This window comes from Streptosporangium sp. DT93, from assembly GCF_049844535.1.
Lineage (GTDB): Bacteria > Actinomycetota > Actinomycetes > Streptosporangiales > Streptosporangiaceae > Streptosporangium.
This window is the reverse complement of sequence record NZ_JBNCLF010000011.1, coordinates 117,603-131,885: the sequence shown is the minus strand read 5'-3', so window position 1 is coordinate 131,885 and position 14,283 is coordinate 117,603. Positions and strand designations below refer to the sequence as shown.

Sequence of the window (14,283 nt, the reverse complement as noted above, 5' to 3'; positions counted from 1 at the left end):
GCGTCCCGGGCCGCACGGCTCCCGGCGCGACCCGGCACGCGGGACGCGGGACGATGTCCCGAGGAGTCTGACCATGGAACACGACCAGGCGCGCGGCGGCTCCGGAGCCGCCGTCCAGGCCGGGGCGGTGGCCGTGCTGGTGGCGGCCAACGTGCTCAACAACCGGCTGGCCCCCCGGCTGGCGCCGCTGACCTCGGCCACGGCCGTCGGCGCGCTGCTCGTGATGGCCCGCCGTTCCGGGCTCTCCTGGGCCGAGCTGGGGTTCCACCAGCGGGCACGCGGCCTGCGGATCGGCGGGGCGCTCGCCTCCGCGGTGGCCGTCTCCTACGCCGCGGGCATCGCGATCCCGGCCACCCGCCGCTTCTTCCGCGACGAGCGGGCCCTGTCGCTCTCCCGGGGCCGCGCGATCGAGGAGGCCCTGCTCCAGGTGCCGGTCGGCACGGTCCTGCTGGAGGAGGTGGGCTTCCGCGGGGTCGTGCACGCCCTGGTCGCCCGCTCCCACGGCCACGCCGCGGCGACCGCGGTCTCCTCGGCCCTGTTCGGGCTCTGGCACGTCCTGCCCGCCGTCGACATGATGGCCGCCAACCCCGCCCTGAGCGGCCTGGCCTCCGGCGAGGCCGCCGAACCCGCCCCCTCCTCCACGACGACGTCCGCCGGGCCCGCGACCGGTTCCACCGCCACCGGGTCCACCGGGTCCACCGGGTCCACCGTGCCGGGCCCGTCCGCCCGGCACGTGGTGCGCGTCGTGGCCGGTTCGGTGGTCGCGACGGGGCTCGCCGGGGTGCTCTTCACCGAGCTGCGCAGGAGGGGCGGTCTGGCCGCGCCCGCGATGTTCCACGTGGCGACCAACTCCCTGGGCTACCTCTTCGCCCGCCTGGCCCCACCCGGGAGGACCTCACCGGAGAGGACCCCAGTGGGGAAGACCTCCGCGTCACGGGAGACCCGCTCGTGAGAGGACCCCTCCCGCGCCACGGGTGAACCGCTCGCGAGGAAGGACCCGCCTCCGCCGCGTCCGGGCCCCGTGAGGCAGGAAACGATCCGTCCCGGCGTCACAGGGACCCGGGCGACGGGGAAGGTCAGAGGGTGACGACCCGCTGGAAGGACTCGATGTAGTGGCCCGAGCCGAAACCCGCCTCGACGGCGATCCGGGAGAAGTGGCCCCGCAGGGACTCCTCGAAGTCGTGCTGGTGGCCGACCTGGCTGACGTGCGAGCGCAGCGCGGCGAGCTTGCGGTCGAAGGTGTCGGTGACGTCCACGTGGTGGTCGGGCGCCGGGCTGCCGTTCAGCCAGACCTCGCCGACGGTCCACGCCTCCAACCCCTCGTCGCGCAGGAGCTCGGGAAAGGCGTAGGGGTTGCGCGCGTCGGGGTAGACGGCGTCGAGCGCGCAGCCGCCGACCGCGCGGTGGTCGGGATGGCTGGGGGCGATGAACCGGTGGTTGCGTTCCGGGCAGTGGGTGATCACCAGGTCCGGTCTGACCTGCCGGATGACCCGGGTGATGTCGCGCCGCAGGTCCAGGCTCTGCACCACGCTCCCGTCCCGGTATCCGAGGAAGCGCAGGTCGGTCACTCCGACGACCTTGGCGGCGTTGGTCTGCTCGGCCCGGCGCAGCTCGGCCATGCCGCCGTTGTCCAGCTCCCGGTCGAAACCTCCGGCGTCACCGTCGGTGATCACGCAGTAGGCCACCTCCACGCCCCGGTCGGTGAACTGCGCGATCGTGCCCGCGGCGGCGAAGTCGACGTCGTCGGGGTGCGCGGTGACCGCCAGCACGCGACCGATCTGGGCTTGGGACACCATGAGAACGCCTTTCCTTGCTTTCGCGTACCACTCGATCACAACAACCGACGGGGAGTCCGTCCGCATTCCTCGCGGCCGGCGGACCCGGTTGTCGGCCGGTCGCTCTAACCTAGGGGGCGTGTCGATCCCAGCCTCCTCCGTGACCCACCCGTTGCTCGACGGGCTCAACCCCCAGCAGCGCGAGGCCGTCGTGCACCACGGCAGCCCCCTGCTCATCGTCGCGGGCGCGGGGTCGGGCAAGACCCGGGTGCTGACCCACCGCATCGCCTACCTGCTGGGCGAACGCGGCGCGCACCCGCAGGAGATCCTGGCGATCACCTTCACCAACAAGGCCGCGCGGGAGATGAAGGACCGGGTCGACCGGCTCGTCGGCCCCCGTTCTGCGGCGATGTGGGTGATGACCTTCCACAGCGCCTGCGTGCGGATCCTGCGCCGCGAGGCCAAGCGCCTGGGCTTCCCCAGCGGCTTCTCCATCTACGACCAGGCCGACTCCCAGCGCCTGATGGCGATGGTCTGCCGGGAGATGGACCTCGACCCCAAGCGCTACCCGCCCCGGGCGTTCTCCGCCCAGGTCAGCAACTTCAAGAACGAGCTGATCGACTACGAGACGGCGTCCGCGCAGGCCTCCACCCACCTGGAGCGCAAGCTCGCCGAGGCGTACCGGAACTACCAGCAGCGGCTCACCGAGGCCGGGGCGATGGACTTCGACGACCTCATCATGCTGACCGTGACGCTGTTCCAGATCTTCCCCGACGTGGCCGAGCACTACCGGCGCCGCTGGCGCCACATCATGGTCGACGAGTACCAGGACACCAACCACGCGCAGTACACGCTGATCCGCGAGCTCACCGGCCGGGCCGGGCCGCTCACCGCCGACGGGGAGCCGGTCAGGGAGGGCGGGAGCGACCTGCCCCCGGCCGAGCTGTGCGTGGTGGGCGACGCCGACCAGTCGATCTACGCCTTCCGGGGCGCGACGATCCGCAACATCCTGGAGTTCGAGCGCGACTACCCCGAGGCCAGGACGATCCTGCTGGAGCAGAACTACCGCTCCACCCAGACGATCCTGTCCGCCGCCAACGCGGTGATCTCGCGCAACCAGAGCCGCAAGCCCAAGAACCTCTGGTCCGACCAGGGCGCCGGGCCGAAGATCATCGGGTACGTGGCCGACAACGAGCACGACGAGGCCATGTTCGTCGCCCAGGAGGTCGACAGGCTCACCGACGACGAGGACGTGGTGCCGGGCCAGGTCGCGGTGTTCTACCGGACCAACGCGGCCTCCCGGGTGTTCGAGGAGATCTTCATCCGGACCGGCCTGCCGTACAAGGTCGTGGGCGGGGTGCGCTTCTACGAGCGCAAGGAGGTCCGTGACCTGCTGGCCTACCTGCGGTTCCTGTCCAACCCCAACGACGTGGTCTCGCTGCGCCGCATCCTCAACGTGCCCAAGCGCGGCATCGGCGAGCGCGCCGAGGCCATGGTCGAGGCGTTCGCGACCCGGGAGCGCATCCCCTACTGGGAGGGGCTGCGCCGGGCGGACGACGCGCCGGGCATGGCCACCCGCTCGCTCAAGGCGATCAAGGAATTCGTCGCGCTGATGGACGAGCTGATGGTCAAGGCCGACGACCTGACGCCCTCGGAGCTGGCCCAGGAGGTGCTGGTGAGCACCGGCTACCGCCTGGAGCTCGCCGCCTCCACCGACCCGCAGGACGAGAGCCGCCTGGAGAACCTCGACGAGATGATCTCGGTCGCCTCGGAGTTCGAGGAGGCCAACCCCGAGGGCACGCTGGTGGAGTTCCTGGAGCAGGTCTCGCTGGTCGCCGACGCCGACCAGATCCCGGCGGCCGACGGGGGCCAGGGGGTGGTGACGCTGATGACGCTGCACACCGCCAAGGGCCTGGAGTTCCCGGTGGTGTTCCTCACCGGCATGGAGGACGGCGTCTTCCCGCACACCCGCTCGCTCGGCGAGCCCAAGGAGCTGGAGGAGGAACGCCGCCTGGCCTACGTCGGCATCACCCGGGCCGAACGGCGCCTCTACCTCTCCAGGGCGGCCGTCCGCAGTTCCTGGGGCTCGCCCGCGTTCAACCCGGCCTCCCGGTTCGTCGCGGAGATCCCGGTCGAGCTGGTGGAGTGGCGCAGCGACCCGGAGAAGAGCGCCTGGAGCGCCGCCACCCGCCGCGAGTCCCGGCCCGCCCCGGCGCGCAGGCCCGGCGGCAGGACGATCCCCAACCTCACCCCCGGGGACCGGGTCACCCACGACGCGTTCGGCCTGGGCACGGTCGTGTCCGTGGACGGCGTCGCCGAGAAGACCAAGGTCAAGATCGATTTCGGCGGCGGCGGGGAGAAGACGCTGCTGCTGGCGTACGCGCCGCTGGAGAAGCTCTGAGCGTCCGCGAGGCGGTTCCCGTCGCGAGCGGTCCCGGTCCGGTCCCGGGTTCACGGGCGTCCGGGGAGCGTCCCCGTCATGGGTGTCCGGGAAGCGCGTCTCCGTCGTGGACCTGAGGGAAGCGCGTCCCTGTCGTGGGCGTCCGGGAAGCGCGTGCCCGTCGTGAGCGTCCGGGGGGCGGCCGGTGCCGCTCCCCGGAGCCGTGGCGCGGGCCGGATCGGCCCGGTCAGTTCTCGAAGAACTCCCGGACCGGGTCCTGGGTCTTGCCGGCCTCGTCGGCGCCGATGGTGAGCTCGTCGAAGTCGGCCACCTGGGCGGTGGGTGGCGCCTTGATCGTGACCTTGGTGCCCCAGCCGGTGTAGCGGGTGTCGTTGACGTAGGTCAGCTCGGTGCTGTTCAGGCCCCTGGTCGACTCCGTGTACGACGACACGACCCGGCGGACCAGCAGGTCGGAGCCGAGATAGATCTTCCAGCTCACCGGGAGCGTGGCGGACCTGCCGGTGGGCCTGGTGCCGAGCATGGCGCGCACCGCGGGGGAGACCGTGAAGAGCTCGCCCAGCGTGATCGTGCCCGAGTGGACCGTGGTCCTGGTGCCGTCCCAGGTCCCCCCGGGGCGCCTGGCGGCGGTGCGGGCCAGGGTCGCCCGCAGCGTACCCGGCTCGACGGTGCTGATGATCTGCTGGACGGCGCTGACCAGGGAGCCCGTGTCGCCCGGCGTACGCAGCCACTTCTTGCCCTCGGGCAGTGAGTCGGCGAACACGCCGCCCGAGGTGTAGGCCGTGCCCTTCACCGAGACGGTCCGGGACGGGGAGAACAGGCCGGCGATCCCCCCGTCGCCTGTCGTGGGAACGGTGAACCGGGTGGTGAGGTCCGAGGCGACGAGGCCCCTGGCGCCGAACTCCAGCGTCCCGGCCCGCCGGGTGAAGATCGCCCGGTACTTCTTCCCCTCACCGATGATCTTCGTGTTCTCGGCGAGCCGCACGCCCCGGTGGGGTGTGAACCACCGGGTGAGCGCCGAGACCGGGTCGGCCGCCGAGGTCCGCGAGGCGGAGGCCGGGGTGAGGGCGGCCGGTCCGCTCGCGGCCTCGGCCACGGCGGGAAGGGCCAGCAGGGGAGCGGTCAGGGCCACCAGGGTGGCGCCGGTCAGGGCGGCGAGCGTTCGCCTCATCGAGGGGGTCCTCCCGTTGGGGGTCCGCGCGTCGTCGCGGAGGGAAAAGATTCTCGCCTATACGGCGAAACAACGGATCAAGAATCGGCGACAGATCACGCACCCGGCGAACGGCAGGGAATCCGGGGATCGGTCACCTGTGACCGATGGGGCTCGGGAACCGGCGACCGGTGATCCGTGACTCATGAGGATCCGGGAACCGATCATTCATGCTTCGTGGAGGCCGGGGAGCGGCGGCCGGTCACCCGTGACCGGCCGTGAAGCCCATGCAGAGCCGAGAACCGGTGACCGGGCGGGCGCCGTCCTGGCGATCTTCACGGATCGCTTCCCGGGCAGGTGCCGTCTGCCCGGGGGACATGCGACGGCCGGACGCTGAGACCCACCGGGCGCGGGCACCGTGCGTACCGCAGGGCGCGTCAGTGCCGGAAGATCACTTGCCGCTGACCAGAGGGATGGTCTCGACGGCTTCGAAGCCCGCCTGCAGCTCCTTGACGGTGGCGATCTGGTCGGCCGGCGGAGCGGTGATCGTGACCGGGGCGCCCCAGTTGCCGTAGGCGGTGTGGATCGTCGCCCCGCTTCCGTACGAGGCCGTCAGGGTGGCGGGGAGCCCGCGACCGTCCAGGACCAGCTTCCAGTCGATCTTCGCCTTGCGCAGGTGGGGGGGCAGCGTCGCCCTCGCTCCCACTCCCGCTCCCGCCCGGAACCACGGCGAGATCTTGTAGAGCTCACCGTAGGTGATTTTCCCCGTGTAGGTAGAGGTCCTCTTCACCGTGGCGTGTGCGAGCAGGGCCTTCAGGGTGGCGGGCTCGGCGACGTTGACGAGCTGGCCCAGCGAGCCGGTCGCGCCGTGCGTGTCCCCGGGATACTGCAGCCAGGACTTGTCCGCCGGCATGAACTGGCTGAACATCCCGCCCGAGATGTAGGCCTTTTTCTTGATCCGGATGACCCGCTCGGGCACGGCCATACCGGCCAGCAGCTTCTCGAACTGCTTGTCCGCCTGCGTCTTTTCCCCGCCGCTCGTCTCGGTCAGGAATGCGAGGTCACCCTCCTTGAAGCGCAGGCTGGTGGTGTAGTCCGACGCGACCACCCCGGAGGTGTCGAACTGCAATTCACCGATCCGCTTGCCGAGGACCGTGGTCTTTTGCTGCCGACGGGTCTTGATGGTGTCGGTAAAGGTGACGCCGCGCCCGCTCTTGAACTGGCTCTTCAACGCGGTGATCGGATCGGCGGCCTGCGCGTGCGCGGTGGACGCGAGCGCGGGGGCGCTCAGCACGGCCGTTGCGGCGCACGCCAGCCCGGCGATGTATCGCTTCAAGGGAAAATCCTCCTGATGGTCCCCTGCGCCCTGACGGCGAGGGATCAGCACACTCTCGCAGTGTGAGATCACGAAAAGATAGCGCATGCGGAGGGGCCCATTGAATTAATCGTGCACATTCGGTGCAGAAATCCTCCCTGAAGTTCGGATGTCACCAAGAAGGGCGGGGCGGCCATTCTTGGTTCCGATCGGTCACGGAACGTTGTTTTCCTGTTTCCGTAAGCGATGAGGTTCCGATCTTTCTCTTGAACCGTTACAGGAATTTCATCCGGGAGGTGACGCGAGAAAAGCGGCGCGGCGGGCGTTCAGCCGATCGGCAGGACCGCGGGCGGGGGGATGTCGGCGCCCACCCGTCCGGCGTCGGCGGTGTCCTCCGGGGGCGGCGGGGCGAGCGTGACGGAGGAGCCCCAGCCGGTGTAGCGGGTGTCCACCAGCGTCGTGGTGTACTTCTGCGGGCCGCCCGGCAGCGGCTGCCTCCAGGTGGTGCTCAGCCGGCGGACCAGGTTCGAGCGGTCCAGCCAGAGCCTGAAGCCGACCGGGATCGCGGCGTTCCTGCCCTTGGGCGGCCCCGCCAGCCTGTCCCGCAGGGAGGGGGAGGCGCGGTAGAGGGTGCGCAGGGTCACGGTGCCCTGCAGGTACGTGCCGGAGCGCAGCTTCCTGCGCACCGCGGTGTGCGAGAGCAGCGTTCCCAGGGTGGACGGCTCGAAGATGTCGACGATCTGCGGCAGGGCCGCGGTCTGCTTGATGTTCGCCGGCCCGATCAGCCCGAGCCAGGTCTTCCCCTCGGGCAGCCACGTCTCGTAGCCGGGGCCGGACAGGTACGCCTCGTTCGGGAAGCAGATCACCCGGGTCGAGCCGAGCCGCTGTCCCAGCCGGTTCTCCAGCTCCTTCACGACCCCTCTGCCCATCTCCGTCCGCCCGGTGGTGTCGGTGCCGTACACGCCGGTGGCGTCGAACTCGACCCGGCCCCTGCGCCAGACGGTGACCATCGGCCTGCCCGCCCGGTAGACCCGCCCGAGGTCGGAGATCCGCAGTCCCACGTGCTCGCCGAACTGCCTCCTCAGCGCCGTCACCGGGGACACCGGCGCCGCCGGGGACGTGGCGGTCGCCGGGAACCCCGTGAACCCCGTGAACCCCGTGAACCCCGTGAACCCCGTGAACGCCGTGTCGGTCCCGGCCGCCCTCCCCGGCGCCCCGGCCGCGTCCGCGCCGGTGGCCGTGCCCGCGGCCGCGCCCGCCGTCTCCGCCACCGGCAGCACCGAACCGGCCAGTACGACCGCGAGCAGAGTGACCCACCGTCTCATCGGATGCCCTCCCAGGAGTCAAGATCCGCCAAGCTAGTCAACCCCCGGTCCCCGGGCTATGGCCTGCGACAACAACTCGCGCCCGCCGATTGCGCGCGCGTGAGCCGTCCCGCCCGCGCACGCGCCGTCGCAGGCCACGCGAGCGTCACCGGAGCGCCACCGGAGTGCCCGGGAGAGGGGACCCCGGGGAGAGCCGGGATGGCGGGGGAAGGGCGCCGGGGAAGAATCGAAGCGGCCGGGAGGCCACGCCCGGACGGGGCCGGTTACGCTGCCGACAGCTCCCACATCGCGGGGGAGCGCAGACAAGGAGGTCTGGATGGATGCCGTGCAGAGGATCCGCGTCGTCATCGCCAAGCCGGGGCTGGACGGTCACGACAGGGGAGTGAAGATCGTGGCGCGCGCGCTGCGGGACGCGGGGATGGAGGTCGTCTACACCGGCCTGCACCAGACGCCCGAGCAGGTCGTGCGCACCGCGATCCAGGAGGACGCCGCGGCGATCGGCATGTCCATCCTCTCCGGCGCGCACATGACGCTCTTCGCCAAGGTGCTGGAGCTGCTGAAGGAGAACGACGCGACCGACATCGTGGTCTTCGGCGGCGGGATCATCCCCGAGGCCGACATGCCCGCGCTGCGGGAGATGGGCGTCGCGCGGGTCTTCACCCCCGGTGCCACCACGCAGGAGATCGTCGACTGGGTCCGGAGCGCGATCCCCTCACCGGTCTGACGGCCCCGACGGCCCCGGCGATCCACCGAGGTCTCCCCGGACCGCCGGTCCGCCGAGGCGTCGCGGGAACCTCCGGCGCATCGGTACGACGGTCCGCCACGGCGTCACGAACAACATTCGGCCGGGTGATCAGGGACCCGGTTACCTGGCCATGCCGTCAGGCGGGCTAGGCTTCATTGGCGCAAAACCGCCGGGCTCCCCCTTGGATCGTGGAGCCGGCCCGCTCACATCTGTACACCAGCCGGACAAGCAAGGACGGACCCTCGTGGACCTGTTCGAACATCAGGCGAAGGAGCTCTTCGCGGAGTACGGCATCCCGGTGCCGCGCGGCGTCGTCGCGCACACCGTGGAGGAGGCACGGGCGGCAGCCGAGCAGCTGACCGGCCGTGTCGTCGTCAAGGCCCAGGTCAAGACCGGTGGTCGAGGCAAGGCCGGCGGCGTGAAGGTCGCCGACGACGCGGCCGACGCCGAGCGGAAGGCCACCGACATCCTCGGCATGGACATCAAGGGCCACACGGTCCACAAGGTCCTGATCGAGGAGGCCAGCGCGATCGCGGAGGAGTACTACTTCTCCTTCCTGCTCGACCGCGCCAACCGCACGTTCCTCGCCATCTGCTCCGCAGCGGGCGGCATGGACATCGAAGAGGTCGCGCACAGCACGCCCGAGAAGGTGGCGAAGGTCCCCGTCTCCCCGCTGGACGGGGTCGACCGGGCCAAGGCCCGTGAGATCGCCCAGGCCGGCGGCCTGCCGGAGGTGGCGCTCGACGGTGCCGCCGAGCTCATCGAGAAGCTCTGGTGCGCCTTCGTCGACGAGGACGCCTCCCTCGTCGAGGTCAACCCGATGATCCTGGCCGCCGACGGCCAGGTGAAGGCCCTCGACGGCAAGGTCACCCTCGACGACAACGCGGTCTTCCGCCAGGCGGACCACGCGGCCTTCGAGGACAAGGACGCCGAGGACCCCCTGGAGGCCGCGGCCAAGGCCAAGGACCTCAACTACGTCAAGCTGGACGGCTCCGTCGGCATCATCGGCAACGGCGCGGGACTGGTCATGTCGACCCTCGACGTCGTCGCCTACGCGGGCGAGGCGTTCCCGGGCAAGCCCAAGCCCGCCAACTTCCTCGACATCGGCGGCGGCGCCTCGGCCGAGGTGATGGCGGCCGGCCTGGAGATCATCATCTCCGACCCCGCCGTGAAGTCGATCTTCGTCAACGTCTTCGGCGGGATCACCGCCTGCGACGCGGTCGCCAACGGCATCGTCGCCGCCTTCAAGCTGCTGGAGACCCGTGGCGAGAGCGTGAGCCGCCCGCTGGTCGTCCGGCTGGACGGCAACAACGCCGAACTCGGGCGTCAGATTCTCTCCGACGCCAAGCTCTCCGGCGTCGAACTGGTTGACACGATGGACGATGCGGCCAAGCGGGCCGCCGAACTCGCCGCGGTAGGTGCGTAATGGCCATCTGGCTGACCGAGAACAGCAAGATCATCGTCCAGGGCATGACCGGCGGTGAGGGCACCAAGCACACCCGGCGCATGCTCGCCTCCGGTGCCCGCGTCGTCGGCGGGGTCAACGCCCGCAAGGCCGGCACCGTCCACGAGGGCCTGCCCGTCTTCGGCACCGTCGCCGAGGCGATCAAGGAGACCGGCGCCGACGTGTCGGTCGTCTTCGTGCCCCCGGCGTTCACCAAGGACGCCGTCAGGGAGGCCATCGACGCCGAGATCCCGCTCTGCGTGGTGATCACCGAGGGTGTCCCGATCCACGACACCACCGAGTTCTGGGCCTACGCGGTCGCCAAGGGCGGCAAGACCCGGATCATCGGGCCGAACTGCCCCGGCATCGCCTCGCCCGGCGCCTCCAACGCGGGCATCATCCCGGCCGACATCACCAGCGCCGGCCGTATCGGCCTGGTCTCGAAGTCGGGCACGCTGACCTACCAGCTCATGTACGAGCTGCGCGACATCGGCTTCTCCAGCGCGGTGGGCATCGGCGGCGACCCGGTCATCGGCACCACCCACATCGACGCGCTGCAGGCGTTCCAGGACGACCCGGCCACCGATGCGATCGTGATGATCGGCGAGATCGGCGGCGACGCCGAGGAGCGGGCCGCGGCCTACATCGAGCAGCACGTCACCAAGCCGGTCGTCGCCTACGTGGCGGGCTTCACCGCCCCCGAGGGCAAGACCATGGGACACGCGGGCGCGATCGTGTCCGGCTCGGCCGGCACGGCCCAGGCCAAGAAGGACGCCCTGGAGAAGGTCGGCGTCCGCGTCGGCAAGACCCCGAGCGAGACCGCCCGCCTGATGCGAGAGGTCGTCCAGGCCCTCTGACCGCGTCCGGCGGGCACGCTCCCGCCGTGGCGCGTACGAGGACCACGCACCACCGAGGGCGCCCGGCATCCCGCCGGGCGCCCTCGGCCGTCCCGGCCCCGTCCGGGAGTTCGGGAGTTCGGGGGTCGTGAGTCCGTGAGTCCGTGAGTCCGGGGGTCCGTGAGTCCGTGAGTCCGTGAGTCCGTGAGTCCGGGAGCGGTCGGATACCACACGACCCCGCCGCGGGGCGGTGCGCGACACGCGGGGCGCGGGAGTCACTTCCACACCGGAGATGCTGAGACCATCGACTACTGTGACGGCCCTTTTCGATCAGCTACGGACGGCTCCCCGCAACGTCCTCAGCCGCATCCCCCTGCCCGGCCTCACCGGTGACGACGACGAGGTCCGCCGGCCGCTTCCCGTCTCCGGGATGCTCGCCGCCGCCTGGACGCTCGGCGCGGGACTGGCGGTGCTCACCACGCTCACCCTGGTCGGCTGGATCGCCGCCCCGCGCGGCGCGCTCGGGGCCGGCCTGCCGGGGGTGTTCCGCACCGCGTCCCAGCTGTGGCTGGCCGCTCACCACGCGGGGTTCGCGATCCCGGGCGGCTCGGTGGGGCTGCTCCCGCTCGGCCTGACGATCCTGCCCGCCTTCCTGCTGTACCGCGCCGGGATGTGGATGGCCCGCGACGCGGACCTGCGGCTCCGCCTCCCGGCCCGGCTGCCCAAGAACACCCCCAGGGAGGTGTCCAACGCGCGCCGCAGGGCCCAGCTGGTCCTGGTCGCCCAGGCGGGCATCTCGCTGGCGGCGCCGTACGCGCTGCTGGCCGGGCTCATCGCGCTGATCACCAGGAACGAGATCACCCAGCCCTTCCTCGGTGACGTGCTGATCAGCCATCTCGTGCTGGCCTTCATCGCGGGCTCGGTGGCCGTCGCCAGGACGATCGGGCCCTGGCGGTCCATGCTGCGCCTGCTGCCCGAGCGGCTGCGTTCGGTCGTGGTGGGCACCTCGGCCGCGCTGACGATCATGCTCGTGGCCGGTGCCGTCCTGGTGGCCGGGGCCACCGTGGCCAACTTCGGACAGGTCAGGGAGCTGTCGGACATCCTGGCCCCGGGGTTCGTGGGAGGGCTGCTGCTCCTGCTGGTCCAGGCGCTCTACCTGTTCAACGCCGTCGTCTGGGCGATGGCCTACATCGCCGGTCCCGGCTTCGCGGTCGGCACCGGCACGCTCGTCGCGCCGACCGGGGTGCAGCTCGGCACGGTGCCGAGCCTGCCGATCCTGGGTGCGCTGCCGGACGCCGGGCCGACCCCGGCGTGGGTGATGGCGGTGGTCGCGGTGCCGTTCGTGGCCGGTGCCGTGGCGGGCGTGCTGGTCGTGCGGATCTCCCCCTCCTCCTCGTACGAGGGGGCGCCGCTGTGGGGGCTGGCCTGCGGGGTGGTCACCGGGGCGGCGTCCGGCCTGCTGGCGGCGCTGTCGGGCGGCTCGCTCGGCGGCGCGCGGCTCTCCACGGTGGGCCCGGCGGCCTGGGAGGTGATGCTCTCGGTGACGCTGGAGGTGGGCGTCGCGGCCGGGATCGCGGCCGGGCTGGCCAACTGGTGGCTGCTCTTCCGGGGGCACGGGACGGCCGCGACCCTGGCGGCGGCCAAGGTCGGCACGGCCACCGCCCCGGTCCGCAAGGCCGGCGTCAAGCTCGCGCGGGCCGCCGGGTCGGTGGCGGGCAAGGCCGGTCTCGCCGAGCCGGAGGAGCTGCGCAGGCTTCCCGGGCACTGGCTGGACGCCGCCGAGGGCGACACCCAGCCGATCCCGGTCATCCGGGACGACTGGGAGGACGAGCACGCCTCCGCCGCCGCGGAGAGCCCGGCCCCCCGCCGTCCCGACCCTCCGCGCCCGCCCCGGCGCGACATCGTCGACGAGACCGACGACAAGGGCGGCCACGTCATCTACGTCGACCCCTACGCCTGGGACCGCGACTGAACGACCCCCGCCCCCGGTACCGCCGGACGACCGGCAGGTCCCGGGACCGCGACCCGGCCGGTCCGCACACCCGGGACGGCCGTGCGTCCGGGACGTCCCGGACGCCGCTCCGGGCGCGGAGCCCGGCCGTCCCGGACGGTTCCCGCGAGGTCGTCCCGGACGCCTCCCGCGGGGCCGCGCGGGACGATCCTCAGGGCGGGACGATCCTCAGGGCGGGAAGGGGAACTGCATCTGGCCCGGCTGCACGAAGGGCATCTTCTTCTCCAGGGCCCGTTCGAGCTGCTCGACGCACGCGTCCTGCGACGCGACCGTGCCCGCGCCCCTGCCGCACTCGGCGTAGGCGGTCAGCTCGTCGCTGAAGTAGAACTGCATCGCGGCCATCGCGAGCGACACCACCAGCGCGCCGGTCGACAGCACGACGCCCACCACGGCGATGCCGACGGGCTTGGGCACGGTGCGCAGCGCCCGGATCGCGCGGATCGAGGCGACCAGGGCGAAGAGCGCCATCACGACCCCCGCCAGCGGAAGCACCAGCGTCATCACCACCGCGGCGACGGCGAGCCACAACGCCCTGCGACCGGCACTCTCGGCGGGCCGCACCTGGACCGGTAGCGTCACCTGACCTCCTTGTATCGTTCGTACGGACAGGCCGATACCCTTGCAGCGGCGTGAGTCCCCGTCCGAATGGAGAGCGTCGGTGTCATCCCAGGCCGTTCGGCTTGTGGTCCTCGTGTCCGGTTCTGGGACCAACCTACAGGCCCTGCTGGACGCCGTGGCAGACGATACCTACGGCGCCCGCGTGGTGGCGGTGGGCGCCGACCGCGAAGGGATCGAGGGACTGGCCCGCGCCGAGCGGGCCGGGTTGCCGACCTTCGTGGAGAGGGTGGCCGATCACCCCGACCGGCAGGCGTGGGACGTGGCCCTGGCCGGGCGCATCGCCGGTCACCGGCCCGACCTGGTGGTCTGCGCGGGCTTCATGAAGATCCTCGGTGCCCCCACCCTGCGGGCCTTCCCGGTCCTGAACACCCACCCCGCGCTGCTGCCCTCCTTCCCGGGCGCGCACGGCGTGCGGGACGCGCTCGCGTACGGGGTGCGTCTCACCGGCTGCACGGTGATGCTCGCCGACGAGGGCGTCGACACCGGGCCGATCATCGCGCAGCAGGCCGTGCCGGTGCTGGACGGCGACGACGAGGCCGGCCTGCACGAGCGGATCAAGACCGTCGAGCGCCACCTGCTCGTCGACACCGTCGGACGGATGGCCCGCGAGGGCTGGACCGTGACCGGCAGAACCGTCCGATTCGGACGCGCCGGCGAATGAGCCGG

The 14,283-nt window shown here is 71.6% G+C and carries 12 protein-coding genes; 7 read left to right on the top strand and 5 right to left on the bottom strand.

All coding sequences use genetic code 11. The features are described 5' to 3' along the window. Nucleotides 1–73 precede the first annotated feature (73 nt). Nucleotides 74–952 carry a CPBP family intramembrane glutamic endopeptidase gene (locus ACLQ2R_RS23400; protein WP_425962568.1) on the top strand — a complete coding sequence of 293 codons (879 nt, stop codon included), beginning with the start codon at nucleotides 74–76 and terminating at the stop codon, nucleotides 950–952. Nucleotides 953–1,076: 124 nt separating this feature from the next. Here ACLQ2R_RS23400 and ACLQ2R_RS23395 read toward each other — a convergent pair whose 3' ends face one another. Continuing rightward, entirely contained in the window at nucleotides 1,077–1,796 is a 720-nt protein-coding gene (locus ACLQ2R_RS23395) for a PIG-L deacetylase family protein (protein ID WP_425962567.1), read from the bottom strand. 118 nt (nucleotides 1,797–1,914) lie between these two features. Between ACLQ2R_RS23395 and pcrA the strand changes: the two genes are divergently transcribed. Continuing rightward, a complete protein-coding gene (pcrA, locus tag ACLQ2R_RS23390) occupies nucleotides 1,915–4,176 on the top strand; it encodes a DNA helicase PcrA (RefSeq protein ID WP_425962565.1) in 2,262 nt (753 codons plus the stop codon). 226 nt (nucleotides 4,177–4,402) lie between these two features. Here pcrA and ACLQ2R_RS23385 read toward each other — a convergent pair whose 3' ends face one another. From ACLQ2R_RS23385 to ACLQ2R_RS23375, 3 genes are all read right to left on the bottom strand, one after another. Continuing rightward, the gene (locus ACLQ2R_RS23385; protein WP_425962564.1) at nucleotides 4,403–5,344 is read right to left on the bottom strand and encodes a hypothetical protein; all 942 of its coding nucleotides are present in this window, start codon (nucleotides 5,342–5,344) and stop codon (nucleotides 4,403–4,405) included. Between the two features lie 430 nt (nucleotides 5,345–5,774). Then, a complete protein-coding gene (locus tag ACLQ2R_RS23380) occupies nucleotides 5,775–6,746 on the bottom strand; it encodes a hypothetical protein (protein ID WP_425962562.1) in 972 nt (323 codons plus the stop codon). Between the two features lie 218 nt (nucleotides 6,747–6,964). Continuing rightward, nucleotides 6,965–7,963, bottom strand: a complete 999-nt coding sequence (locus tag ACLQ2R_RS23375) for a hypothetical protein (RefSeq protein WP_425962561.1) — start codon at nucleotides 7,961–7,963, stop codon at nucleotides 6,965–6,967. A gap of 316 nt (nucleotides 7,964–8,279) precedes the next feature. On the opposite strand from ACLQ2R_RS23375, the gene ACLQ2R_RS23370 reads away from it, so the two are divergent. From ACLQ2R_RS23370 to ACLQ2R_RS23355, 4 genes are all read left to right on the top strand, one after another. After that, complete coding sequence (locus tag ACLQ2R_RS23370) at nucleotides 8,280–8,687, top strand: cobalamin B12-binding domain-containing protein (protein WP_362797981.1); 408 nt, start codon at nucleotides 8,280–8,282, stop codon at nucleotides 8,685–8,687. A gap of 265 nt (nucleotides 8,688–8,952) precedes the next feature. Beyond that, nucleotides 8,953–10,134, top strand: coding sequence for an ADP-forming succinate--CoA ligase subunit beta (gene sucC, locus ACLQ2R_RS23365; RefSeq protein WP_425962560.1), 1,182 nt, complete (start codon nucleotides 8,953–8,955; stop codon nucleotides 10,132–10,134). After that, on the top strand, nucleotides 10,134–11,009 hold the full coding sequence (gene sucD / locus ACLQ2R_RS23360; RefSeq protein WP_386236328.1) for a succinate--CoA ligase subunit alpha: 876 nt from the start codon (nucleotides 10,134–10,136) through the stop codon (nucleotides 11,007–11,009). Before sucC ends, sucD begins: the two co-directional genes overlap by 1 nt. A 292-nt stretch (nucleotides 11,010–11,301) precedes the next feature. After that, nucleotides 11,302–12,960 (top strand): DUF6350 family protein, encoded by a 1,659-nt coding sequence (locus ACLQ2R_RS23355; protein ID WP_425962558.1) that lies wholly within the window; start codon nucleotides 11,302–11,304, stop codon nucleotides 12,958–12,960. A 207-nt stretch (nucleotides 12,961–13,167) separates the two neighbouring features. Here the strand turns inward: ACLQ2R_RS23355 and ACLQ2R_RS23350 are convergent, their stop codons facing one another. Beyond that, the gene (locus ACLQ2R_RS23350) at nucleotides 13,168–13,578 is read right to left on the bottom strand and encodes a hypothetical protein (RefSeq protein ID WP_425962556.1); all 411 of its coding nucleotides are present in this window, start codon (nucleotides 13,576–13,578) and stop codon (nucleotides 13,168–13,170) included. Nucleotides 13,579–13,657: 79 nt separating this feature from the next. Here ACLQ2R_RS23350 and purN point away from each other — a divergent pair, with 79 nt between their 5' ends. Beyond that, the gene (gene purN / locus ACLQ2R_RS23345) at nucleotides 13,658–14,278 is read left to right on the top strand and encodes a phosphoribosylglycinamide formyltransferase (RefSeq protein WP_425962555.1); all 621 of its coding nucleotides are present in this window, start codon (nucleotides 13,658–13,660) and stop codon (nucleotides 14,276–14,278) included. Nucleotides 14,279–14,283: the final 5 nt, after the last annotated feature.